This is a genomic window from Rhodococcus sp. Eu-32, from assembly GCF_003336925.1.
In the GTDB taxonomy this organism is placed as follows: Bacteria; Actinomycetota; Actinomycetes; order Mycobacteriales; family Mycobacteriaceae; genus Rhodococcoides; species Rhodococcoides kyotonensis_B.
The window spans coordinates 86461-109302 of record NZ_QGNK01000019.1 but is presented as its reverse complement, the minus strand read 5'-3'; the positions used below and the strand labels follow the sequence as shown (position 1 = coordinate 109302).

Annotated in this window: 22 protein-coding genes; 8 read left to right on the top strand and 14 right to left on the bottom strand. The window is 65.9% G+C overall.

All coding sequences use genetic code 11. The annotated features are described in order from the left end of the window. Positions 1 to 137: 137 nt before the first annotated feature. The 4 genes from dmpG to DK926_RS20925 are packed head-to-tail and all read right to left on the bottom strand — an operon-like array spanning position 138 to position 4493. Positions 138 to 1160 carry a 4-hydroxy-2-oxovalerate aldolase gene (gene dmpG / locus DK926_RS20940; RefSeq protein ID WP_114331993.1) on the bottom strand — a complete coding sequence of 341 codons (1023 nt, stop codon included), beginning with the start codon at positions 1158 to 1160 and terminating at the stop codon, positions 138 to 140. Beyond that, entirely contained in the window at positions 1157 to 2062 is a 906-nt protein-coding gene (locus DK926_RS20935; protein ID WP_114331992.1) for an acetaldehyde dehydrogenase (acetylating), read from the bottom strand. The genes dmpG and DK926_RS20935 overlap by 4 nt, the downstream gene beginning before the upstream one ends. A gap of 18 nt (positions 2063 to 2080) precedes the next feature. Continuing rightward, the gene (locus tag DK926_RS20930; protein WP_114331991.1) at positions 2081 to 2866 is read right to left on the bottom strand and encodes a 2-keto-4-pentenoate hydratase; all 786 of its coding nucleotides are present in this window, start codon (positions 2864 to 2866) and stop codon (positions 2081 to 2083) included. Beyond that, positions 2841 to 4493 (bottom strand): FAD-binding protein, encoded by a 1653-nt coding sequence (locus tag DK926_RS20925; protein ID WP_114332012.1) that lies wholly within the window; start codon positions 4491 to 4493, stop codon positions 2841 to 2843. Before DK926_RS20925 ends, DK926_RS20930 begins: the two co-directional genes overlap by 26 nt. A gap of 142 nt (positions 4494 to 4635) precedes the next feature. Between DK926_RS20925 and kstD the strand changes: the two genes are divergently transcribed. The 6 genes from kstD (at position 4636) to bluB (ending at position 12314) form a co-directional block, all read left to right on the top strand. After that, entirely contained in the window at positions 4636 to 6312 is a 1677-nt protein-coding gene (gene kstD, locus DK926_RS20920; RefSeq protein WP_114332011.1) for a 3-oxosteroid 1-dehydrogenase, read from the top strand. Next, complete coding sequence (locus tag DK926_RS20915; RefSeq protein WP_114331990.1) at positions 6309 to 7166, top strand: MaoC/PaaZ C-terminal domain-containing protein; 858 nt, start codon at positions 6309 to 6311, stop codon at positions 7164 to 7166. Before kstD ends, DK926_RS20915 begins: the two co-directional genes overlap by 4 nt. Positions 7167 to 7190: 24 nt before the next feature. Beyond that, entirely contained in the window at positions 7191 to 8909 is a 1719-nt protein-coding gene (locus tag DK926_RS20910; RefSeq protein ID WP_114331989.1) for a cholesterol oxidase substrate-binding domain-containing protein, read from the top strand. 113 nt (positions 8910 to 9022) lie between these two features. Next, the gene (locus DK926_RS20905) at positions 9023 to 9283 is read left to right on the top strand and encodes a hypothetical protein (protein ID WP_114331988.1); all 261 of its coding nucleotides are present in this window, start codon (positions 9023 to 9025) and stop codon (positions 9281 to 9283) included. Positions 9284 to 9393: 110 nt separating this feature from the next. Then, positions 9394 to 11661 (top strand): bifunctional diguanylate cyclase/phosphodiesterase, encoded by a 2268-nt coding sequence (locus DK926_RS20900; RefSeq protein WP_114331987.1) that lies wholly within the window; start codon positions 9394 to 9396, stop codon positions 11659 to 11661. Further along, a complete protein-coding gene (gene bluB, locus DK926_RS20895) occupies positions 11658 to 12314 on the top strand; it encodes a 5,6-dimethylbenzimidazole synthase (protein WP_114331986.1) in 657 nt (218 codons plus the stop codon). The genes DK926_RS20900 and bluB overlap by 4 nt, the downstream gene beginning before the upstream one ends. A 39-nt stretch (positions 12315 to 12353) precedes the next feature. Here the strand turns inward: bluB and DK926_RS20890 are convergent, their stop codons facing one another. The 4 genes from DK926_RS20890 to DK926_RS27110 form a co-directional block, all read right to left on the bottom strand. After that, a complete protein-coding gene (locus DK926_RS20890; protein ID WP_114331985.1) occupies positions 12354 to 13067 on the bottom strand; it encodes a DUF2637 domain-containing protein in 714 nt (237 codons plus the stop codon). 77 nt (positions 13068 to 13144) lie between these two features. Further along, the gene (locus DK926_RS20885; protein WP_068423077.1) at positions 13145 to 13447 is read right to left on the bottom strand and encodes a WhiB family transcriptional regulator; all 303 of its coding nucleotides are present in this window, start codon (positions 13445 to 13447) and stop codon (positions 13145 to 13147) included. Positions 13448 to 13597: 150 nt separating this feature from the next. Beyond that, on the bottom strand, positions 13598 to 14107 hold the full coding sequence (locus tag DK926_RS20880; protein ID WP_114332010.1) for a gluconokinase: 510 nt from the start codon (positions 14105 to 14107) through the stop codon (positions 13598 to 13600). A gap of 31 nt (positions 14108 to 14138) precedes the next feature. Further along, the gene (locus DK926_RS27110) at positions 14139 to 14429 is read right to left on the bottom strand and encodes a hypothetical protein (protein ID WP_243636930.1); all 291 of its coding nucleotides are present in this window, start codon (positions 14427 to 14429) and stop codon (positions 14139 to 14141) included. Positions 14430 to 14573: 144 nt separating this feature from the next. Between DK926_RS27110 and DK926_RS20870 the strand changes: the two genes are divergently transcribed. Continuing rightward, a complete protein-coding gene (locus DK926_RS20870; RefSeq protein ID WP_243636929.1) occupies positions 14574 to 15308 on the top strand; it encodes an FCD domain-containing protein in 735 nt (244 codons plus the stop codon). On the opposite strand, the gene DK926_RS20865 is transcribed toward DK926_RS20870, so the two are convergent. The 6 genes from DK926_RS20865 to DK926_RS20840 form a co-directional block, all read right to left on the bottom strand. Continuing rightward, on the bottom strand, positions 15274 to 16449 hold the full coding sequence (locus DK926_RS20865; RefSeq protein WP_114331982.1) for a lipid-transfer protein: 1176 nt from the start codon (positions 16447 to 16449) through the stop codon (positions 15274 to 15276). The genes DK926_RS20870 and DK926_RS20865 overlap by 35 nt on opposite strands. Next, positions 16446 to 16826, bottom strand: coding sequence for a MaoC family dehydratase (locus DK926_RS20860; RefSeq protein WP_068423095.1), 381 nt, complete (start codon positions 16824 to 16826; stop codon positions 16446 to 16448). The genes DK926_RS20865 and DK926_RS20860 overlap by 4 nt, the downstream gene beginning before the upstream one ends. Then, positions 16823 to 17743, bottom strand: a complete 921-nt coding sequence (locus DK926_RS20855; RefSeq protein WP_114331981.1) for a MaoC family dehydratase N-terminal domain-containing protein — start codon at positions 17741 to 17743, stop codon at positions 16823 to 16825. Before DK926_RS20855 ends, DK926_RS20860 begins: the two co-directional genes overlap by 4 nt. Further along, complete coding sequence (locus DK926_RS20850) at positions 17740 to 18891, bottom strand: acyl-CoA dehydrogenase family protein (protein ID WP_114331980.1); 1152 nt, start codon at positions 18889 to 18891, stop codon at positions 17740 to 17742. Before DK926_RS20850 ends, DK926_RS20855 begins: the two co-directional genes overlap by 4 nt. Then, entirely contained in the window at positions 18876 to 19889 is a 1014-nt protein-coding gene (locus DK926_RS20845) for an acyl-CoA dehydrogenase family protein (RefSeq protein ID WP_114331979.1), read from the bottom strand. Before DK926_RS20845 ends, DK926_RS20850 begins: the two co-directional genes overlap by 16 nt. A gap of 92 nt (positions 19890 to 19981) precedes the next feature. After that, a complete protein-coding gene (locus DK926_RS20840) occupies positions 19982 to 22066 on the bottom strand; it encodes an acyl-CoA dehydrogenase (RefSeq protein WP_114331978.1) in 2085 nt (694 codons plus the stop codon). A gap of 92 nt (positions 22067 to 22158) precedes the next feature. Between DK926_RS20840 and kstR the strand changes: the two genes are divergently transcribed. Next, entirely contained in the window at positions 22159 to 22839 is a 681-nt protein-coding gene (gene kstR / locus DK926_RS20835; protein WP_068423112.1) for a cholesterol catabolism transcriptional regulator KstR, read from the top strand. Positions 22840 to 22842 lie beyond the last annotated feature (3 nt).

Genomic DNA, 22842 nt, shown 5'->3' with positions numbered 1-22842 from the left:
TTTCACCGTCGAGCCCAAACCCAACAGAACCCAGAACAGCATCCGCACCTCATTGGTGTACACCGGACGTCCCATCGCAACCATCCCTCAATGATCAGGCACGTTGCGATGACTGCTTGAGACCGCCGTATAGCCCGCTATACATTTCTACGCACGGGGGGCGCAGCCGCCCGCAACTCCAGGGCGATGTCGATCAGCTGATCTTCCTGCCCGCCGACCAACTTTCGCTCTCCGGCGCGCACGAGCAGCTCGGCCGCCGACACCTCGTACCTCTCGGCTTGACGTTCGGCGTGACGTAGGAAGCTCGAATAGACCCCGGCGTAGCCCATCATCAGCGCCTGCCTGTCGAGCAGGCACTCCGCGGGCATCACCGGGCGCACGACGTCCTCGGCCGCATCGCAGATCGCGAAGAAATCGATACCCGTTTCGATTCCGAGTTTGTCGCACACACCGACGAACGCCTCGACGGGCGTATTACCCGCTCCCGCACCGAACCTCCTGGCGCTGCCGTCGATCTGCTTCGCTCCCGCCCGCACCGCACAGATCGAATTGGCCACTGCCAGATCGAGATTCTCGTGCCCGTGGAATCCGACCTGAGCGTCGTCACCCAATTCCGCGACCAGCGCGGCGACACGATCGGTCACCTGCTCGAGCACGAGAGCCCCCGCTGAATCGACGACGTAGACGCATTGACAGCCCGCATCGGCCATGATGCGCGCCTGCTTCGCCAGCACTTCGGGTGGCTGTGAATGCGCCATCATCAGGAATCCGACGGTCTCGAGTCCGCGGTCACGCGCGAGACCGAAGTGCTGGACGGCGACGTCGGCCTCCGTGCAATGCGTTGCGACGCGGCAGATCGAGGCACCGTTACCCTGGGCGGCGACGATGTCGTCCTTGACGCCCAGGCCCGGCAGCATGAGGAACGCAATCTTGGCGTTCTCGGCCGTGGCCGCGGCGACCGAAATGAGTTCCTGCTCGGGTGTTTTCGAAAACCCGTAGTTGAACGACGACCCACCGAGCCCGTCGCCGTGCGTCACCTCGATGACGGGAACGCCCGCGCCGTCGAGTGCCGCGACGATGGCGCGCGCATCGTCAGCAGTGAACATGTGCCGCTTGTGGTGAGACCCGTCGCGCAGGGAGGTGTCGGTCACTCGGATCACGAAATCTTCTCCTTCACGACGTTCTTGGCCACTTCTTCGCCGACGCGCGTCGCCGCTGCCGTCATGATGTCGAGGTTGCCCGCGTACGGGGGCAGGAAGTCGCCCGCACCCTCGACCTCGACGAAGATCGTCACTTTCGCGTACCCACCCGAGATGTCCGACGCGTCGTCGAACTGCGGCTCGTTGAGCAGTCGGTACCCGGGCACGTACTCGGCGATGTCGTCGGCCATCCGGTGGATCGATGCGGCGATCGCGTCGGTGTCCGCGTCACCCGGAACGGCGCAGAAGATCGTGTCCCGCATGATCATCGGCGGATCTGCGGGGTTCAGGATGATGATCGCCTTCCCACGCCCGGCCCCGCCGATCAGTTCGATGCCTCGGCTCGTGGTCTTGGTGAACTCGTCGATGTTCGCCCGTGTCCCCGGCCCCGCGGACAGCGACGCCACCGACGCGACGATCTCGGCATACGGCACCTCCACCACCCGCGACACCGCATGCACCATCGGGATCGTCGCCTGCCCACCGCACGTGATCATGTTGACGTTGGGTGCATCGAGATGTTCGTGCAGGTTGACCAGCGGTACCACCGCGGGTCCGACGGCTGCCGGCGTCAGATCGATCGCACGGATGCCCGCCTCGGCGTAGCGCGGCGCAGCATCGCGATGGACGTACGCCGACGTCGCCTCGAACACCAGATCGGGCTTCTCGTCCTGGGCCAACAACCAGTCGATGCCGTCGGAGCTGGTCTCGAGACCCAGGTCGGCGGCGCGTTTCACTCCTTCACTGGACGGATCGATCCCGATCATCCACCGCGGTTCGACGAATTCCGAACGCTGCAGCTTGTACAGCAAGTCCGTACCGATGTTGCCCGAACCGACGATGGCCGCTGTTGCTGTGGGCACGACGAAACCTCCTACCGATCAATCGAATTCGAGTACGACGGCGCCGAGCCCGGCGAAGTTCGCGCGGAATCGATCGCCCGCCCGCACATCGACGGCCCGCGTGCACGATCCGGGCAGCACGATGTCGCCCTTCTTCAGCCGCACACCGAACCTGTCGACCTTGCGGGCCAACCACGACACCGCGGTCACCGGATTGCCCAGCACCGCGTCGCTCCGCCCCTCCGCGACGCGAAGGTCGTTGCGCAGCAGCACCGCATCGATCGCGGTCAGATCGATGTCCGACGGCGCCACCCGCTGCTCGCCGAGCACGAACCCGGCGGACGACGCGTTGTCGGCAATCGTGTCGGGGAGCCCGATCTTCCAGTCCTTGATCCGACTGTCGATCAGCTCCATCGACGGAGCCACGAACTCGGTCGCCTCCAGCACGTCGTCCGTGGTGCACGACGCACCCGGCAGGTCGGCACCCAGCACGAACGCGACTTCCACTTCGACGCGGGGGTAGCAGTACCGCGCGGAATCGACCGGACTGTGCTCGAACACTTCCATGTCCGCGAGCAGGTGGCCGTAGTCGGGCTCGTCGACGCCCATCATCTGCTGCATCGCACGCGACGACAGACCGACCTTGTGCCCCACCACCGCAGCCCCGTCGGCGACGCGTCGTCGAATGTTGATCAGTTGGATCTCGTATGCGTCGACGACGTCGATGTCCGGCTCGTCGCGCGCGATCGGACCGATCGGTGTCCGGTTCGTCTCGGCGGCAGCCAATCTGGCTGCGAGTTCAGTGCGCGTCTGCGTCGACAGCATGCCGCTCCCCCATCGCAACATTGATTCCGGCCCGCCGACCGGAGAAGATGCAGTCCGCGAGCGACAGTCCGCTCACGTACGAGTTCGAACACAGCCCGACGGCCGTGCGGCCCGCGGCGTAGAGACCTGGAATCGCGTCACCCGCGTCGTCTTTCACGACGCCTGTGTCCTCGTCGACGACGAGACCGCCGAGCGTGATCATCGGACACGGATTCATCATTCTGCTCAGAGCTCCGCCCGCCGGGATGCCCGCGTCGTACACCGTGAACGGCGGTGACGCGATGGGCCGTCGAAAATCGTCGTGCTTACCGAACGGATCCGGGGTTTCCGACGCGATCGCCGCATTGTGTCGATCCACCGTCTCGCGCAACCCCTTCGGGTCGATGCCTGCACGACGTGCAACCTGCTCGACGGTACGGCCGCGCACTGCCGTGCTGCGCAATCCCGCGTTCTGGACTCGCTGGAACCACATCGCCTGCCGTGGCAGCCGCTTCGCGGCGTCCTTCGCCAGCTCCGCGTCGACGAGCACCCACCCGCGCCCGCGCCCAGTCGTGACGATCGCATGCCCGAGCGCCGCGCCGTACCGTGACTCGTCGACCACGCGTCGACCTGCGCCGTCGACCAGCAACGAACCGAGGAACGGATCGGGTGGCACGATGAACCTCCACGCCGAGACGTTACCCAATTTCGCAGTGGCCGCACCGATCTCGGTTCCCAATGCGATACCGCTGCCGTCGTCGCCCGCGGTCCCGAGAGCGAGACCGCCGGTGTAGTCCGGCGCGTGCGCTTTCATCATCACGCGATCGGCGACGAACCCGCCGGCACTGAGTACGACGCCGCGGCGCGCCTCGATGCGGACGGTCTCGCTGTACTTCTTCTCGATGTGCGCCAGACGCCGCTCGAGCAGGTAACGAAACTGGGGCACGTAGATTCCAGGCTTCGCGGACAGTGTTCCGAGGATTCGATGCACCCGCCGGATGTACTCCGGCGCGTCGATCAGCGTGCGGCACTCGACACCGCGAACTCGGCCGTCCTCGACGACGAGGTCACACACGCGAGTCTGTGGAAGTAACTGCACGCCCGCATCTTTCGCACTGCGCGCAAGCGGGCCGAACAACATCTTGCCCGACGTCCCCTTGCCCTTCGCACGATGACCACGCGGCGCGGGCGTCGCGACGGCACGAAATCGGCCCGCCGCTTCGCTGCCCGAGTAGTACAGATAGTGGCGATTGCTCGGATAGGACGTCTTGTACGGACACAGCGTCGGTGAGAACGGCACCCCGCGCGCCGACAGCCAGTCGATCGTTGCGGCGCTTCCGTCGCAGAACCGTCGAAGGGTCTCCGGCGTCACCGCGTCACCGATCTCCTCGGCGAGGTATGCGTACATGTCGTCGACTGAATCCTCGACGCCCGCCTCTCGCTGCACGGCGGTGCCGCCGCCCGCGTAGACGACCCCGCCCGAGATGGCGCTCGCACCGCCGCCCGCATACCGATCGACGGCGACGACGTCGGCACCGGCTTCGGCGGCCTCGAGGGCGGCCGCCACACCGGCGGCGCCGTACCCGATGATCACGACGTCGGCGTGCAGATTCCAGGCCACCGACTCACCTCCCGATAATTGGGTCATTCCTGCAGGCTCCACTCCCGGCCTCTGGGTCATTCCTGCAGGCTTGAACTGTAACGTGTTTTCGTTACCACGCCGAGAAGCACGGATTCTTCCTGGCAGAAAGCATGGACTGGCGCGTGTTCGATTCTATAACGTGTTCTACATGATCACCGAGGATTACGACATCGTCGTCGTCGGCAGCGGCGCCGGAGGTATGACGGCCGCACTGACCGCGGCGCACCGCGGACTGAGCGTCGTCGTCGTGGAGAAGGCGTCGCACTTCGGCGGCTCGACGGCTCGTTCCGGCGGAGGCGTGTGGATCCCGGGCAACGAGGCGCTGGAGGCGGACGGCGTCGACGACACTCCGGAAGCCGCGCGGGAGTACCTGCACTCCATCATCGGCGACGTCGTATCCAAGGAACGGATCGACACCTACCTGGAACGCGGGCCGGAGATGCTGAGCTTCGTCCTGAAACATTCCCCACTGAGAATGCAGTGGGTGCCCGGCTATTCGGACTACTACCCGGAGGCGCCGGGCGGCCGGGTCGGCGGGCGTTCGGTCGAACCCACCCCGTTCGACGCGTCGCGCCTGGGCCCGATGATCGAGCAGCTCGAGCCCGACTACGGCAAGGCGCCTCTCAATGTCGTGCTCACCCAGGCCGATTACCGAACGATCAACCTTCTGCGACGCCATCCCAGCGGCATCGCGCGGGTGGGCCGCGTCGGAATGCGGTGGCTTCGAGCCAAACTCACCGGACAGCATCTGCTCGGGCGCGGCCAGGCGTTGGCCGCGGCTCTGCGAGCAGGTCTGCTCGACGCCGGCGTGCCCGTTCTGCTGGACACCGCGATGACCGATCTCGTCGTCGAGGACGGACGGGTGCGCGGAACAGTCTGCGGCGAGCGGACTTTCAAGGCTCGGAAAGGCGTCGTCCTCGCGTCGGGAGGATTCGAACACAACGAGGAGATGCGCACGAAGTACCAGCGTCAACCCATCGGAACCGACTGGACCGTGGGCGCGAAAGCCAACACCGGCGACGGTATCCGTGCAGGGCAAGAACTCGGAGCGGCAACCGATCTGATGGACGACGCATGGTGGGGCCCGTCGATACCCCTCACCGGCGGACCGTGGTTCTGCATCGCCGAACGCACGCTACCGGGCGGCATCATGGTGAACGCATCGGGACGCCGGTTCCTCAACGAGGCCGCCCCGTACGTCGAGGCAGTGCATCGGATGTACGGCGGCGAGTACGGCGTCGGCGACGGGCCGGGCGAGAACATTCCGACGTGGATGATCATCGACCAGCGCTACCGCGACCGCTACATATTCGCCGGACTGCAACCGAAGAAGCGTTTTCCGTCCCGCTGGCTGGAAGCCGGGGTGGTGGTCGAGGGGTCCACCATCACCGAACTCGCGGAGAAAACGGGTCTTCCAGCCGAGAACCTGAACGCAACGATCCAGCGCTTCAACGGTTTCGCGCGCATCGGCGTCGACGAGGACTTCGGACGCGGCGACAGCGGCTACGACAAGTACTACGGGGACCCGACCAACACACCGAACCCGAGCCTCGGCGCGCTCGACAAACCACCGTTCTACGCGGTGAAGATGGTGCCCGGCGATCTCGGCACCAAGGGCGGACTCGTCACCGATGCGGACGCCCGCGTTCTTCGGGACGACGGTAGCGTCATCGACGGGCTGTATGCCGTCGGCAACGCCAGCGCACCGGTCATGGGTCATACCTACGCCGGGCCCGGCGCGACGATCGGGCCTGCGATGACGTTCGCGTACCTCGCGGTCCTCGACATGGCGGGACGGGACATGGCAGGAAGGGATCACCGGTGATCGATCCGTCGGTCGCGATCGGCGCCGAGCTGCCGGCGCAGCACTTCTCGTGGACTGCGCGCGATGTGCAGACCTATCACCTCGCACTCGGTGCGGGCAGTCGACCGACCGACGCCGACGAACTGCACTACCTCGACGACGCCGGGCCGCAGGTGCTTCCGACGTTCGCCACCGTCGCGGCGACCTTCCAGGCGACGGATGCGCCGCGCGTGCAGTTTCCTGGCATCGACATCGACCTGGCGAAGGTGGTGCACGGAACACAGGAGATCACCACGCTCGGCGCGATACCGCCTGCAGGAGAGGCGTGTTCGACCACCCGTATCGCCGAGGTATGGGACAAGGGCAAGGCGGCGGTGATCGTGCAGGAAACAACCACGACCACTCTCGACGGAACCGCTCTGTGGCGTGCACGGTCGTCGATTTTCGCCCGAGGAGAAGGCGGCTTCGGCGGCGAGCGAGGACCGTCGCCGTCGGTTGCCGTGCCGAATCGCGAACCGGATGTCGTGCTCGACGTGCCGACCCTCCCCCAGCAGGCATTGATGTACCGCATGTGCGGGGACCGCAATCCGCTGCACTCCGACCCCGAGTTCGCGCTGGCCGCAGGGTTTCCCGCGCCGATACTGCACGGCCTGTGCACTTATGGCATGGTCTGCAAGGCCGTCACCGACGGCGTACTCGGTGGCGACGCCGGAGCCGTCGAACATTTCGGGGCCAAGTTCGCCGGCGTCGTCTACCCCGGCGAGACGCTGGCGTGCCGTATCTGGGACGACGACGGTCGCTACCTGGCCCGTGTGACCGTCCGTGACCGCGAGGACGCACCCGCCCTGACCGATGTCGTGACGACCACCCGCTGACACCTACCGATCGGACGCCACACCATGCCCGAGCTCACCCGTCGCCAATTCATCGCCGCAGGTGCAGGCGCCGTCGCCCTCACGTCCGTGATGCGCGCGGTACCCGTCGACGCCGCCCCGTCCGGTAGCTCCGACGCGACCCTTCCTGCGCCACCGAACTTTCCTCCCGGCATTCCGCTGTACCAACAGCGGTACCAGAACTGGTCCAAGGAGATCGTGCGCGACGCCGTGTGGACGTGCTCACCGACGACACCGGACGACGTTGTGGCACTCGCCAACTGGGCGCATGCCAACGGGTACCGAATTCGGCCGCGAGGCGCGATGCACGGCTGGACCCCGTTGACGATCGTGAACGGAGAGAACCTCGACCGCATCGTCCTCGTGGACACGACGGTTCATCTGAACGGCGTCACCGTCGACCCGTCGGCCTCGACGGTCACCGCGGGGGCGGGCGCGACGATCGAGGCGATGCTTCAGCAGCTCGAGGACAACGGACTGGGGTGGGTCAGCGTCCCTGCGCCTGGCGTGTTGACCGTCGCAGGAGCGCTGGCCGTCGACGCGCACGGTGCCGCAGTCCCTGCCGACGGTGAAACACATACTCCCGGAACGACGTACGGGTCGCTGAGCAATCTCGTCACCTCGCTGACGGCGGTCGTGTGGGACGGAACCGCGTACGCGCTGCGGACGTTCGACCGGTCGGATCCCGAGATCACACCCCTGCTCACCCATCTCGGGCGCGCCTTCCTGACGTCGGTGACGATGCAGGCCGGAGCCAACACCCGTCTGCGATGCCAGAGCTACACCGACATTCCGTGGCGTGAGATGTTCTCTGCGCCAGCGGCTTCGGGGCGCACCTTCGAAAGCTATCTGAATCGAACCGGACGCGTCGAAGCGATCTGGTACCCGTTCACCGAGAACCCGTGGCTCAAGGTGTGGTCCGTCAGCCCGACGAAGCCGCCCGAGTCGCGAGAAGTGAACGGTCCGTACAACTACCCGTTCTCCGACAACCTGCCGGAGGCTGCATCCGATCTCATTGTGCAGCTGACTGCCGGAAACACCTTCATAGCACCGGCTTTCGGTCAGGTCTACTACGGAACGACGGTGGCGGGCTTGGCCGCAACGGGGTCGTCGGACATGTGGGGCTGGGCGAAAGACCTCCAGTTCTACATCAAACCGAGCACGCTGCTGCTCACCGAGGGTGGCGGCGCCGTCATCACGAGCCGCGGACGCGTCGCACAGGTGATTCACGACTTCGCCGAGTGGTTCCACGAACGCGTCACGTACTACCAATCCATCGGGCAGTACCCGATCAACGGACCCGTCGAGATCCGGTGCTGCGGTATGGACGACCCGGCCGATGTCGTCGTCGACTCTGCGGGCCCGCCGACCATCTCCGCGATGCGTCCGCGTCCGGATCACCCCGAGTGGGACACCGCGGTGTGGCTCAACGTCCTGGGCGTCCCTGGCACGCCGGGTATGTTCGCGTTCTACCGAGAGATGGAACAGTGGATGCGCGCGTACTACACCGGGTGGGCCACCTTCCGCCCCGAGTGGTCCAAGGGATGGGCATTCAGTGCGGAACTGCCGTATCAGGATCGAACCGTTATCGGCACCACCCTGCCGAACACCTACCGCGAGGGCGTCCCGACGTCGGAGAACTGGGATACCGCCCGCGCCACCTTCGACTCGCTCGATCCGCACCGGATCTACAGCAACACCTTCATCGACCAGTTGTTGCCGTAGTGCGTGTGGCAAGGGTGGGCACTTCCCCACCCTTAGGTCTCTTCCGAACTCGGCCGCAGAAGGTGAAATGTCGGACGTGCACCACCAGACCACCTCACGAAGGACTGTTTCCCATGCGCTCCACCATCGCCGCGGTCGTGATCGTCGCGAGTTCGCTCGCTGTCGGGTCGGGCATCGCAGGCGCGACAGAATTCCACTCGACGTCGACGCAGGACGGCAACGCCGTCTACATCACCACCGGCCCGTCCGACCGCTGTCAGTCGTTCGCCGACGACGCCAACCGCGCCCTGTCGTCCGGTGACAGCGCGGGCGCCCGGCAGATCGCCGACTCCGCGCAGGCACAGGACTGCACGCTGATGCTCGTCGTCCCCTAGCACTGCCCCATCCAACACTCGACCGACCGCCACGGCCGGTCGACGGCTACCGCGCGCCGTCGATGCCGGTATCTCCCCGTCGCGACTCCCGATAGGGAAGGATGCACCGGGTGAGATGGTGGTGGTACCCGGCGCTGGGGGCGAGTGCGTGCGTCGGATGCGTCGTTCTCCCCTCCGGCGGCGTATCCGCCAGGCTCTACCTCGCGATCGCCGTGTCCTCCGTGATCGCGACGATCGTCGGCATCCGAGTCAATCGACCGACGTCGGTCAGGGCGTGGTCATCGATCGCGGTCGGGATCGGACTGTGGGCACTCGGTGACGCCACCTACCTCTGGATCTCCGAGACCTCGGGAACGGTTCCTCTGCCGTCGGCGGCGGATCCCGTGTATCTCCTCGGGTACGCGTTCCTCGCGGCCGGACTGTTCTGCCTGGTCCACACGGGATGGAAACGCGGCGAACTGAGCCACGTCGCGAACAGCAGCATCGTCATGATCGCCTTCGGGCTTCTGATGTGGGTCTTCGTCGTCGATTACGACGCCGTCGACGTCTCCACAGCCGCCGGGATCGTCGGGGTCGTCTACCCGGCGATGAGCGTGTTCCTGCTGGGGCTGCTCGTGCATTTCATCGGTGGCATCCAGTGGCGCAGTGCATCGTTCCGATTGTTGACCGCGGCGATCCTCGCGACCATGCTCGGCGATATCGCGTCGAGCGTCGGATCGGTGGCCGGTTCCCGCAACGCAAGCGCGTGGGCCGGAGCCGGATACCTGGCCTTCTACGTTCTCGCGGGCACCGCCGCGCTGCATCCGTCGATGCGCAGTCTCGTCCCGTACGCGCGAACCGCGGGTTCGTCGACGCGTCTCGCCGCGTCCTTCAACGCGCCCGCCGTCGCCGTGTTGACGTTGGCCGCGTTCGTACCGCCGGTCGCCATGGCGCTTCTGCTGTACCGCGGCACACCCATCGTCGAATGGGGTTGGGGCATCGTGCTGTGCGCCTCCCTGCTGGTCTGCCTCGTGTTCGTTCGCGTGGTCGACCTGCTTCGGTTGCTGCACCAACAGACCCAGTCGCTTCGGTCGGTCGCGGAGACCGACACACTGACCGGACTGCTCAATCGCCGTGGCCTGCAGGTATGGATGGACACTCCACGACACACGACGAAGCGTCTCGCGCTGCTGCTTCTCGACATCGATCGGTTCCAGGAAATCAACGACACGTTCGGACCGGAGATCAGCGACGAGGTCCTGTGCGTCGTCGCCGACCGCCTCGTGGGCGCCGTCGGGAGCCGAGGAGCGATCGGACGCGTCGGCGCCGACGAATTCGCCCTTGCCCTGCGCGCCGACGAACGTGAAGCCATGGCGATCGCGGAGTCGATGATCCGATCGCTGACGGAGTCCGTCGCCGTCCGACACACCACGCTGCTCGTCGAAGCGAGTGTCGGAGTCGCGTTCGCACACGACGACCCCAGCAGCGGCGACGCAGGCTCCGACGGGTTGATACAGCGCGCACGTCTCGCAGTGCATTCGGCCAAGACGGTCCAGCCGCGCATCGCCCGGTACGACCCCTCGATGGATCGAGACAACAGCACGCAGCTGCTCTTGCTCAGCGACCTGACCGCTGCGCTCGACGCAGGACACCTCGAGCTGTACTACCAGCCGCAGGTCGACCTGCAGACCATGGTCACGACGGGCGTCGAGGCGCTCCTCCGGTGGAACGACCCCGACCGCGGCGTCATGGAACCTCACCGGTTCCTCCCGATGGCCGAACGCACCGGCCTGATTCGACCGCTCGCCGAATTCGTTCTCACCGAGGCACTTTCGCAGCGGCAGCAGTGGAGCCGGAGCGGTCTCGACGTCACGGTGTCGATCAACCTGTCCACCCGAAATCTGCTCGACGCAGAGCTGATCGACCAGGTCCGTCGAGCTTTGTCCGTCACAGACAGTCGCGGCGAGAACCTGACGATCGAGATCACCGAGACCGTTGCGATGGCAGATCCGCCCGTCGCGATCGAGGCGATGCACGGTCTTCGGGAACTGGGCGTCACCCTCGCGATCGACGACTACGGCACCGGATACAGCTCGCTCGCCTATCTTCAGCGCCTACCGGTACAGCAGTTGAAGATCGACAAGACCTTCGTCCGGGACATCGATTCGACTCTCGCGCATCGCGTCATCGTGCAGTCGACGATCGACCTCGCCCGCACCCTCGGGCTCAGCGTGACGGCGGAGGGCGTCGAGAACCGTGAGACGCTACTCGAACTACGCTCGATGCAGTGCACCACCGCACAGGGATATCACCTGGGACATCCGGTTCCCGGTAACGAGATCCCGGCACGCGTGGCCGCATTGCACGGTGAACTGAAGGAACTGGCGACACGACCATGACCGACTTGTCTTCCCCGTCCCCGATGTCTCTGTACTCGGCCATCGCCTCGCGCCGCGACGTGCGAGCCGAATTCAGCGGAGATCGCATCGACGACGGCGTCCTCCGCCGCATTCTGTCGGCGGCGCATCAGGCTCCCAGTGTCGGCAACACGCAACCATGGGACTTCGTCGTCGTCCGCTCATCCGACACGTTGTCGACGTTCGCGACACACGTGCAGGAACAGAGGTGCGCATTCGCCGACTCGCTCCCTCCGGATCGACGCGCGACGTTCGACCCGATCCGAATCGAAGGCATCGAGACGAGTGGCACCGGCATCGTCGTCACCTACGATCCGTCGCGCGGTGGTCGACATGTACTCGGGCGCGCCACCGTCGACGACACCGGATTGTTCTCGGCGGTGCTCGCCATCGAGAATCTGTGGCTCGCAGCCGTTGCCGAGTCCATCGGCGTCGGCTGGGTGTCGTTCTACGACGAGGCGTTCCTGACCGAGCTGCTCGACATCCCCGATCCCGTGAGGCCGATCGCGTGGTTGTGCGTCGGACCGGTCACCGAGCTTCAGCGCGTCCCCGATCTCGAGCGATTCGGGTGGCGACGCGGTCGGCCGCTCGACGACGCCATACATCACGAGAAGTACCGCGGCGAGGCGCACTGAGTCGGATCGGCGCAGCGTCGCACCGGGTAGTCACCTCCGTCACGGGGCCTCGACCGGGTACAGGTCGTCGACCCGCTGCTCGTCGAGAATCCAGCGGTCGACGTCCTCCAGCGGCTCGGCAGTGAGCTCGGCAGCGAGCTCGGCAGGAGCCGCATGGGTGCGCATGATGGGTTCGGTGCGCGCGGCGGGTTCGGTGCGCGCGGCGGGTTCGGGACGCGCGATCGGTGCCGTGACTCGATCGGCGTCCGGCCGTTGCGAGACAGCAGGTTTCACGGGAAACTGCTCGAATTCGTTCCACGACAACGGTTCCGCCGACTGTTCTACGTCCGTTTCCGGTGTTCGCGACGGAATTCGCACCAGTATTCCGAGCCCGTGCGTCGCCGCCAGCAGACTCACGGGCGCAACGGTCGCGATGGCTGCGGACAGCGCCGGATGCAGGACACCCGCGTGAGAGATGAACGCATGCAGCGCATTTGCGCCGATACTGACCAGCGCCGCGATGACCAGGACCCACCAGAAGAAGCGTCGACCACTGCGTTGCTCCTCGAACTGCGCCAGCGTGATGACCGAGATGGTCGCCTGCAGGATGGTGCCGTCGACCATGACGGGCCACAGCCAGGACAGACTACGCGGCACACCCGCCATGGTGGCCAGATCCCACAGCGCAGCGAAACTCAGGACGAACGACGCGATGCCGATGACCGTGGTGATGACGACCGCACTGACGAGCGTTGCACGTAGGACCTTGTTCATGGGTCGACATCTTGCAGGACCCCACCGACAAGGTCAGGAGTGGAGCCCGCGGAATGACCCGACATACCGGTCGAGGCTCAGGCCGGCGTCGATTCCGTGCGGTAGTAGTCGGCGCGGTCGTGAGCAGACATTCCGCCCCACACGCCGTAGGGTTCGTTGGCCGACAACGCGTGCGACCTGCATTGTGCGAGAACGGGACAGCGTCCGCAGACAGCCTTGGCCTTTTTCTCACGCAGCGCTCGCGCTCGTCCGCGTTCGCCTTCCGGATGGAAGAAGACCGAGGAATCGTAGCCGCGGCACAAGCCGTGAAGTTGCCAATCCCATACGTCGGCACACGGAACCGGAAGTTCGACCGGCCGAGAGGGTGCACCTCTCACCATGGATGTCTCCTCATCACTCGAGCGCCGACTCGAATTCGTGATCAGCCTGCTGCACGGCCAGTGCCGTGAACCAGTTCACTATCTCCGATTCGACATACTTTTCGCAAGACAATCATTCATTTGTAATACGTAAAAACCAGCGCCGCTGCTTCATTCAGCACCGGCCTTGTCGCCGAACCGACTGTCCACTTCGGCGATGATCGTGGCCGCGACATCGGCCGGAGGCGGACCGACGTCGATGACGATTGCCTGCTCGTCGGGCTCGATCGGCTCCAGCGTCGACAATTGCGTGTCGAGAAGCGAACTCGGCATGAAGTGGTCCATGCGCGCATTGAGTCGCCCGCTGATTCGGTCCCGCGATCCGGCAAGGTGCACGAACACCACATTCCCGTTCGAGCCATTTCTCAACACATCTCGGTAACTGCGTTTCAGAGCCGAACACGTGACGATTCCCGGTTCACCCGCGGCGGTGTGCGCCCTGATCCAGTCGGCGATCTTCTCGAGCCACGGCCATCGATCCTCGTCGGTCAATGGAACGCCCGACGCCATCTTCTCGACGTTCGACGCCGGATGCAGATCGTCGCCTTCTTCGAGATCCCACTTCAGAGCGCCCGCGAGAATGCCTGCGACAGTGGACTTTCCCGAGCCGGAGACGCCCATCAGAACCAGAACGGGGTATTCGGAGCTCACGTCAGATCACCACGCTCGACGCCGGCACGCCGCCAGGCCTGCCACCGAGTTCACGCATTCCACCACGCTCCATGTCTTCGGGTTCTGCTCGACGGTTGTACCCAGAAATTTTCGGGCCAACCAGAACTCGCCGTCGTTCGTCTGCCACGAATGCGCCGAGGCCGACGGCGACGATTTTCGCGGTCGGCGAGACGGGCAGGTGAAGTGTCGGCAGGGCGGCGAGCGCGACGCCCCCGAGACGAACGGCTGACGCGGCGGGGTCGCCCGCAGCCTGGGCAGGTGCTGTGAACATGTTCGCTTCCGTATCGAGAGGTGGTGTAGCCCGTGCCTGCACGGTGATGCGGCTCACTATGCCTAATCATATGTCGATTGGCAAGAGCTAGCTCGATTCGTAGTACGAATGCGGCGGATGGGTGGTCCGTGGCACGATCGTCCGGTGGCAACCGAAACGGGGTCGGAGTTTCTGCAGTTGCACGATTCCGTCCTGGAAAAGCTAGGACTGGACATCGTGGGCGGCACCGTGCCCGCGGGCACGAGAATTTCGGCCGACGACGTCGCCGCACGTTTCGAGGTGTCACGCACCGTCGTGCGTGAGGTGGTCCGGGTACTGCAATCCCTCGGCCTGTTGACCGTGCGCCGACGCGTCGGAATCACGGTCCAGAGCTCCGACCATTGGAACTCGCTCGATCCGCTCGTGATCCGCTGGCAGCTCGCCGGGCCCAATCGAGGCGAGCAGTTGTCGATTCTCAGCGAGGTGCGATCGGGCATCGAGCCGCTGGCGGCACGACTGGCCGCCGAGCGAGCGACCCCCGAACAGTGCGGACAGCTGACGGCCGCGGTCATAGGAATGTCGGCCACATCGCGAGCCGCGGATTCCGACGCGTACCTCGCGCACGATTCCGACTTCCACCGCACGTTGCTGGCCGCGTCGGGAAATCCGATGCTGCGGTCGATGTCCGACATCATCGTCGAAGTGCTCGCCGGCCGGACCCGTCACGATCTGATGCCGCATCGAGCCGATCCGGAGGCCGTTCGCTTGCACGGCCTCGTCGCGTCGTCGATTCAGGCGGGCGACGCCGCGGCGGCCGAGGCAGCGATGTTCGAGATCGTGACCGAATCGTCGACCGCGATGCTGGCTAACGATGCTGGGACAGAACAAGACCCGACGTAGGTACACCAGTTCCCGCGGTCACGAGCACGTGGTCGACGTCCGATACCTGATTGACCGACGTGCCGCGAATCTGACGTACTGCCTCCGCGATTCCGTTCATTCCGTGGATGTAGGCCTCGCCCAGCTGCCCGCCGTGCGTGTTGAGCGGCAGTCGCCCGCCGAGTTCGATGGTCCCGTCGGCGACGAAGTCCTTCGCTTCGCCGCGGCCACAGAACCCCAACTCCTCCAACTGCATCAGCACGTAGGGCGTGAAGTGGTCGTAGAGAACCGCGGTCTGAATGTCCGACGGCCCGAGCCCGGACTGCGCCCACAATTGATCTCCGACGAGCCCCATCTCGGGTAGACCTGTCATCGCATCCCGGTAGTAACTGGTCATGATGTACTGATCCGCGCCGCTCCCCTGCGCCGCGGCGGTGACGACCGCTGCCGGATGTGGCAGGTCCCGCGCGCGTTCGACCGACGTCACGACGAGGGCGACACCGCCGTCGGATTCCTGGCAGCAGTCGAGCAGGTGCAACGGTTCGGCGATCCATCGCGAGTTCTGATGGTCGTCCAACGTGATCGGCTTGCCATGGAAGAAAGCAGCAGGGTTGTTCGCTGCGTGTGCGCGGTCGGCAACCGCGACGCGTCCGAAGTCCTCGCTCGTCGCGCCGTAGACGTGCATGTAGCGACGCGCGATCATCGCCACCATCGACGCGGGCGTGCCGAGCCCGTGCGGATACGACCACCCGGCATCGACCCCCGACGACGTCGGGGCCTGCGCGAGATGCGCTGCAACCTGGCCGAAGCGAGCGCCCGACCGTTCGTTGAACGCGCGATACGCGACGACGACGTCCGCGACACCCGTCGCGACGGCCATCGCGGCCTGCTGGATCGTTGCGCACGCGGCACCGCCGCCGTAGTGAATGCGGCTGAAGAACGTCAGATTCGGGATGCCGACGGCCCTCGCGACGGCCGTCTCCGTGTTGGTGTCCATCGTGAACGTCGTCAGGCCGTCGACGTCGTCCGGACTCAATCCCGCGTCGTCCAACGCCGCGGTCACGGCCTCTGCAGCCAGTCGAAGTTCGCTGCGCCCGGAGTTCTTGGAGAAGTCGGTCGCACCGACCCCGACGATCGCGGCTGTGCCGGACAACGCGTTCATGCCAGCCTCACCGTCGCGACGATGTGGTCCCCGAGGGAGTCCTTCCCGACGACGTCGACGGTGACCTCACCGTCCTCGACCTTCGTGACACTCCCGGACAACGTCAGCGTGTCGTACGCATACCAGGGCACACCGAGTTTCAGAGCGATCGAACGCAGCACGACCGACGGACCGGCCCACTCGGTGACGAACCGCTGAACGAGTCCCGTATCGGTGAGGATGTTGACGAAGATGTCCTTCGATCCGCGCGCGACGGCTTTGTCGCGGTCGTGGTGAACGTCCTGAAAGTCCCTCGTGGCCAACGCCGTCGACACGACGAACGTGGGATCCGCCGTGATCTGCAGTTCCGGCAGCACGTCGCCGACCGACGCGATCATCCGACTGCCCGCCAGACCGGTAGCGTGAGATCGTCGTCGATCCGAACGTATTCGACCTGTACTGCCGAACCGATTGCGACATCGGACGGTTCTACTCCCCGCAACTCTCCGAGCATTCGCACCCCTTCCTCGAGTTCGACGAGCGCGACGACGAACGGCAGTGTCCGGCCCGGCACCGCGGGCGCATGATGAACGACGTAGCTGAACACCGTCCCCTTACCGCTCGCAACGACGTAGTCGACGGGTTTGCTCTTGTCCTGCCAGATCGCTGGAATCGGCGGGTGCCGGAGCGAGCCGTCCTGCACCCGTTGTATTCTCAGTTCACCGACCTTCGTTCCCTCCCAGAAGAATTCGGTCTCCTGCGAGGCGACCGGTCGTATTCGATCGACGGGGACCGCCGGCGCGTCGGGAGATGTCGGCGCGAACTTGAGGACCCGAAACACCATGTCCGCGACAGGTTCTTCCCCGACGTACCACGTGTTCAGTACCGTCACGAACCACCCGAGTCCGAGGCCGGTCTTCTTCGGTCCGACGACGGTGTCGAGTCGAGACCGCAGTGAAACCTTCTCTCCCAAGCGGAGATAGCGATGGTAGGTCTGCTCGCAGTTCGTCGCGACGATCGAGGTGAAGCCCGCGTCGTCGAGAATGTCCATGATCCGGCCGAGCGGGTCGTCGCCCGATCGCGGTCGGTGCAACCCGCCCATCGTCCACACCTGCGCCATCGCGGGCGGAGCGACGACGCCGTCGTGACCGACGGCGCGGGCGGCGTCGGCGTCGACGTAGATGGGGTTGGTGTCGCCGATCGCCTCGACCCAGTTCTTGATCATCGGCTGATTGATCGGGTCGCGTCCGTGACGTGGTGACGACTCACCTTCGGCAGCAATCTTTTTCGCGGCCTCCAGAATCTCCTCGCTCATCGGATCACCCGGGGCAATCCGAGGCCCGCGGTCGCGATCAGCTCGCGCATCACTTCGTTGACGCCACCGCCGAACGTGATGACGAGGTTGCGCTTGATCTGTTTGTCCAACCACGTCATGAGGTGCGCGGTGTCGGCGTCCGTCGGATCGCCGTACCGTCCGACCATCTCCGTCGCGAGCCTGCCTACTCGCTGGACACGTTCCGTGGCGAACACCTTCGTGGCCGACGCGTCGGCTATGTCGACGGCGTCGCCGCCGCTGGACGCGACCTGCCAGTTCAGCAGTTCGTTGATGCGAGACGTGGCGTGGATGTCGCCCAGCGCTCGTCGCACGTCGGGTTCGCCCAGCAGATCGTGCGCGTGCGCCCACTCGCGCACCCGTTCGTACAGACCTGCGATGCGACCGGCCGGTCCGAGCATGACCCGTTCGTGGTTCAGCTGCGTCGTGATCAGTCGCCAGCCCTCGTTCTCCTCGCCCACCCTCATGTTCACCGGCACACGAACATTCGAGTAGTACGTGGCGTTGACGTGATGGGCGCCGTCGCACGTGATGATGGGTGTCCACGAATAGCCGGGGTCGGTCGTGTCGACGATCAGCATCGAAATTCCGCGGTGCCGCGAATCCGCAGGCCCGGTGCGCACCGCGAGCCAGATGTAGTCGGCGTCGTGGCCACCGGTGGTGAAGATCTTCTGGCCGTTCACGATGTACTCGTCACCGTTGCGCACCGCCGTCGTGCGCAGCGATGCGAGGTCGGTGCCCGCGTCCGGTTCGGTGTACCCGATCGCGAAGTGCACGTCGCCCGCGAGAATCGCCGTCAGGAACTTGTCCTTCTGGGCGTCGGTTCCGTACTTCTGCAGCGTGGGCCCGACGGTCTGCAGCGTGACCGCGGGTAACGGAACGTCTGCTCGCGCAGCCTCGTTCACGAAGATCGACTGTTCGACCTCACCGAAACCGCGGCCACCGAACTCCTTCGGCCATCCGACTCCGAGCCAGCCGTCGGAACCAAGTTGCTTGACGATGCGGCGGTAGGTCGGACCATGTCGTTCGGTCATCATGGTCTCGGCGTCGGCCTCGCTGACGAGATCGGCGAAGTAGTGCCGCAACTCGGCCTGCAGTTCGGTCTGCTCTTCGGTCAGTTCGACGAACATGCCGCCCCCACGAGGTCGAGTCGATACGACGCTCCGCCGACGAGGCGAGCGAGATCCTGTGCAGCCGAGAAGTATCGGTGCATCGGGTACGTGGCGTCGACGCCTACCCCGCCGTGCAGGTGATGGCACATCTGCATGGCCGTCGGTAGTTCGTTCGCGATCCAGTACGCGAGCACGTCGCTGTCGTCGCCGGGGCTGTTCGTCGACGCCTGCCATGCGACCGACGTCGCCGCGACGTGCAGCGTTCGGGCGGTGACGTAGACATCGGCGATCTCGCCTGCGACCGCTTGGAACGTCGCCAACGGTTTGCCGAACTGACGACGATGCGCGAGGTGGCGCGCGGTGAGGTCCACTGCGCCTGCCGCGAGACCGTCGGCCACGGCGCCGATCGCCGCGAGTGCGCACCGATGCAGCCCCGCAAGATCGTTCGTGACGAATTCACCTGCAGCCCCGTCGAATTCGACAGCGTACTCGGGATCGTCGCCGGACGCGGGAGTGCGCGTCAGCTGGACGCCGTCCGCGGCCGGGTCGACCAGTACGACGCCCGACGACGTCGGGACCAGCATGCGGCTCGCGTGCTCCGCGTACGGAACGGCGATCTTCGTTCCGGTGATGCGGAGGCCGTCGCCGTCGTGTTCGGCTTTCGTCGAGGGCCGCGTCGGGAACGCACTGCCCGGTTCCATCAGTGCGGCTGTCAGGATGCAGCCCGGCGTCACGGTGCGTTCGACGAGACTCGGATCGGCCAGCGTGACGAGCGGAACGATGCCGAATCCGATCGTCGCGAGCTCCGGGCCGACTGCCGCCGCCGCGGCGAGTTCGGTGAGCACGGCCGCCGCGTCGAGCACCCCGAGACCGTCGCCGCCCAGCGATTCCGGGAGCAGCATCGAGAACAGGCCCGCGTCCGCCATCGCGTCGTGGAGATCAGGCTCGCCGCGCGCGAGCAGCGCAGTGACCATCTCGGCCACGGTCGTCTGGGTCTCTTCTCTCGCGAAATCCACGTTCGAGTACCTACCTACCGCCGAAGGAAACTAGTAGAACGTGTTCTATTTTTAACATCGATCGGTGCGGCTGCGCCACCCGTGAAGCGGCACTACCGCGGCAGGCCGAGAATCCGCTCGGCCGCGACGGTCTTCAGAATCTGCGTCGTACCACCCGCGATCGACAGGCAGCGCGTCAGCAACATCTCCTTCGCGAGCGGTCCTTCGACCGCGCCTGCGCGTCCGGCGGCCTCCAGGGCGAACTCGGCCAGGTCCTGCCGGTGCACGACGCCGACGAGTTTGGCGACGCTCGATTCCGGACCCGGGTCCTGACCGCCGAGGCGTCGTAACGCGGTGCGAAGTTCGAGGACCGAGCCGACCTGACCCTCCGCGATGAGGCCGCCCAGCCGGTCGTCGAGCACCGCGTCGTCGGCGTCGTTCGTCGCGGTGATCGCGTCCTCCAGCGCCGAACCGAGGGCAGATCCGCTGCTCATCGCGACCCGCTCGTTGGCGAGCGTCGTCCGAGCGAACCGCCAACCGTCACCCGGCCGCCCGACGAGGCAGTCGTCGGGAACGACGACGTCGTCGAGGAACACCTCGTTGAAGACGGCGTCGCCGGTGATCTCCCGCAACGGCTCGATGCGAATACCGGGCGTGCGCATGTCGACGAGGAAATAGCTGATCCCCTTGTGCTTGGGTGCATCGCGATCGGTGCGGGCCAGGCAGATCGCCCAGTCCGCGTCGCGCGCGAGCGAGGTCCAGATCTTGTGCCCGCGCAACCGCCAGCCGCCGTCGACCTGCGTGGCGGTCGTGCGCAGCGACGCGAGGTCCGATCCCGCCTCCGGTTCGCTGAACAGCTGGCACCACGTGATGTCACCGCGCAACGTCGGCCGCGCGAATCGGTCGATCTGCTCGGCGGTTCCGTGCTCGAGGATCGCCGGCACGGCCCACCACCCGATGACCAGGTCCGGAGCCGACAGACCGGCCGACGCCAGTTCCTCGGCGACGAGCAGCTGCTCGGCTGCTCCCGCATCCCGGCCGTAGGGGCTCGGCCAGTGCGGGGCCGCCAAGCCGGATTCGGCCAGCGCGACGCGTGGATCGTCGGCACGGGAGATCGCGTCGACCTCGGCTCTGATCGCGTCGCGTACCTCGGCCGTGTCGCCGAGATCGACCGCGAGCTGACGTCGCACGCCGGCACGCGACAGCTCGGTCACCCGTCGGTGCCACCACGACGCGCCTCCCAGCAGCTGCCGCAGCGACAGTGCCCGACGCAGGTAGAAGTGCGCGTCGTGCTCCCACGTGAAACCGATTCCGCCCAACACCTGAATGCAATCCTCGGCCGTCGCGACGGCCGCGTCGACACAGACCGCGGCGGCGACGGCGGCAGCAAGAGCGAATTCGGCCCTGTCCGTGTCGGCGGCAACGGCGGCATCCCACGCTGCAGCCCGTGCCTGCTCGACGCGGCACAACATGTCGGCGCACAGATGCTTGATCGCCTGGAAGCTGCCGATCGGGGCGCCGAACTGCTCGCGCGTCTTCGCGTGGTCGACGGCGGTTCGCAGACACCAGCCCGCGACGCCTGCGGCCTCGGCCGCGTACAGCGTCACAGCGAGATCGCGGACGTGATCGACATCGACGTCGCGCACCACCCGAGCCGGCGCCGCGGTGAGCGTCAACCTACCGACCGGCGTGCTGCGGTCGACGCCAACCATCACCTCGATTTTCACGCCGGGGGCGTCCGCGGCGACGAGACACCACCGCTCCCCGGCGTCGGTCGAAGCAAGAACCAGAACGTCGACGCCGTCCGCGAGGCCGGACACGACGTCGAACTGCCCGTCCAGCACGAGCACGCCGTCGTGATCCCGGCTCGTGGCCCTCTCGGGCGGCAGCACGAGCGCACACGGGCCGTCACCCGCTCCGACGATCGCCGACACGGCCGTCGCCACGACGGGTCCCCCGACGAGGCCCGCGCCGATCTCCTCGACCATCGCGGCCAGGTCGACGACGGTACCGCCCGCCCCGCCTGCATCATCGGGCACCGCGACCGAGAACACGCCGAGCTCCTCCAGCCCGCGCCACGAGGTGCGCCACGCTGCCGTTTCGTCGGCGCGTAAAGTAACTGTCGGTGTTGTCCGGGACACCCACGATCGCACCGATTTCTGGGCATCACGCTGGTCCTCGGTCGTGGCAATCGTCACAGTGAAACCCCAGCTCTCGAGATGACTTGGACTGCTAGAACGTGTTCTAATACGCTAGCTGGTCAAGCTCGAGGTACGAAGGAAAACCAAAGATGACCTCATCATCTCGGCCGGGCGTCTCCGAGCCCGCCGACAAGAACGGAGCCCCGGCGTCGACACCGACGCCGCTGCGTTCCGTCGGCGTTCTCAGCGACGACGACCTGAGCTCCGCCGCACAGCGCGAGCGTCGCAAGCGCATTCTCGACGCCACCCTCGCCCTTGCGTCCAAAGGCGGCTACGAGGCCGTCCAGATGCGCGCTGTCGCGGAACGGGCCGACGTCGCCGTCGGAACTCTATATCGCTATTTCCCGTCGAAGGTGCACCTGTTGGTGTCCGCGCTCGCACGGGAATTCGAGAAGATCGACTCCCGTCGCAAACTCCCGCCCGGTCAGACCCCGCAGGAGCGCATGCACCTGATCCTGGGGCAGATCACACGGGCGATGCAGCGTGATCCGCTCCTCACCGAGGCGATGACGCGAGCCTTCATGTTCGCCGACGCGTCCGCCGCCGCCGAGGTCGATCAGGTCGGTCGCCTGATGGACCGGCTGTTCGCGAAGGCGATGAGCGACGGCGAGCCAACGGACTTGCAGCTCAGCATCGCTCGCGTCATCAGCGACGTGTGGCTGTCGAATCTGGTGGCGTGGTTGACGCGTCGATCCTCGGCCACCGACGTCGCGGCACGGCTCGAACTGACCGTCGACCTTCTCCTCGGCAACGGCAGAGCGCTCGACTGACGC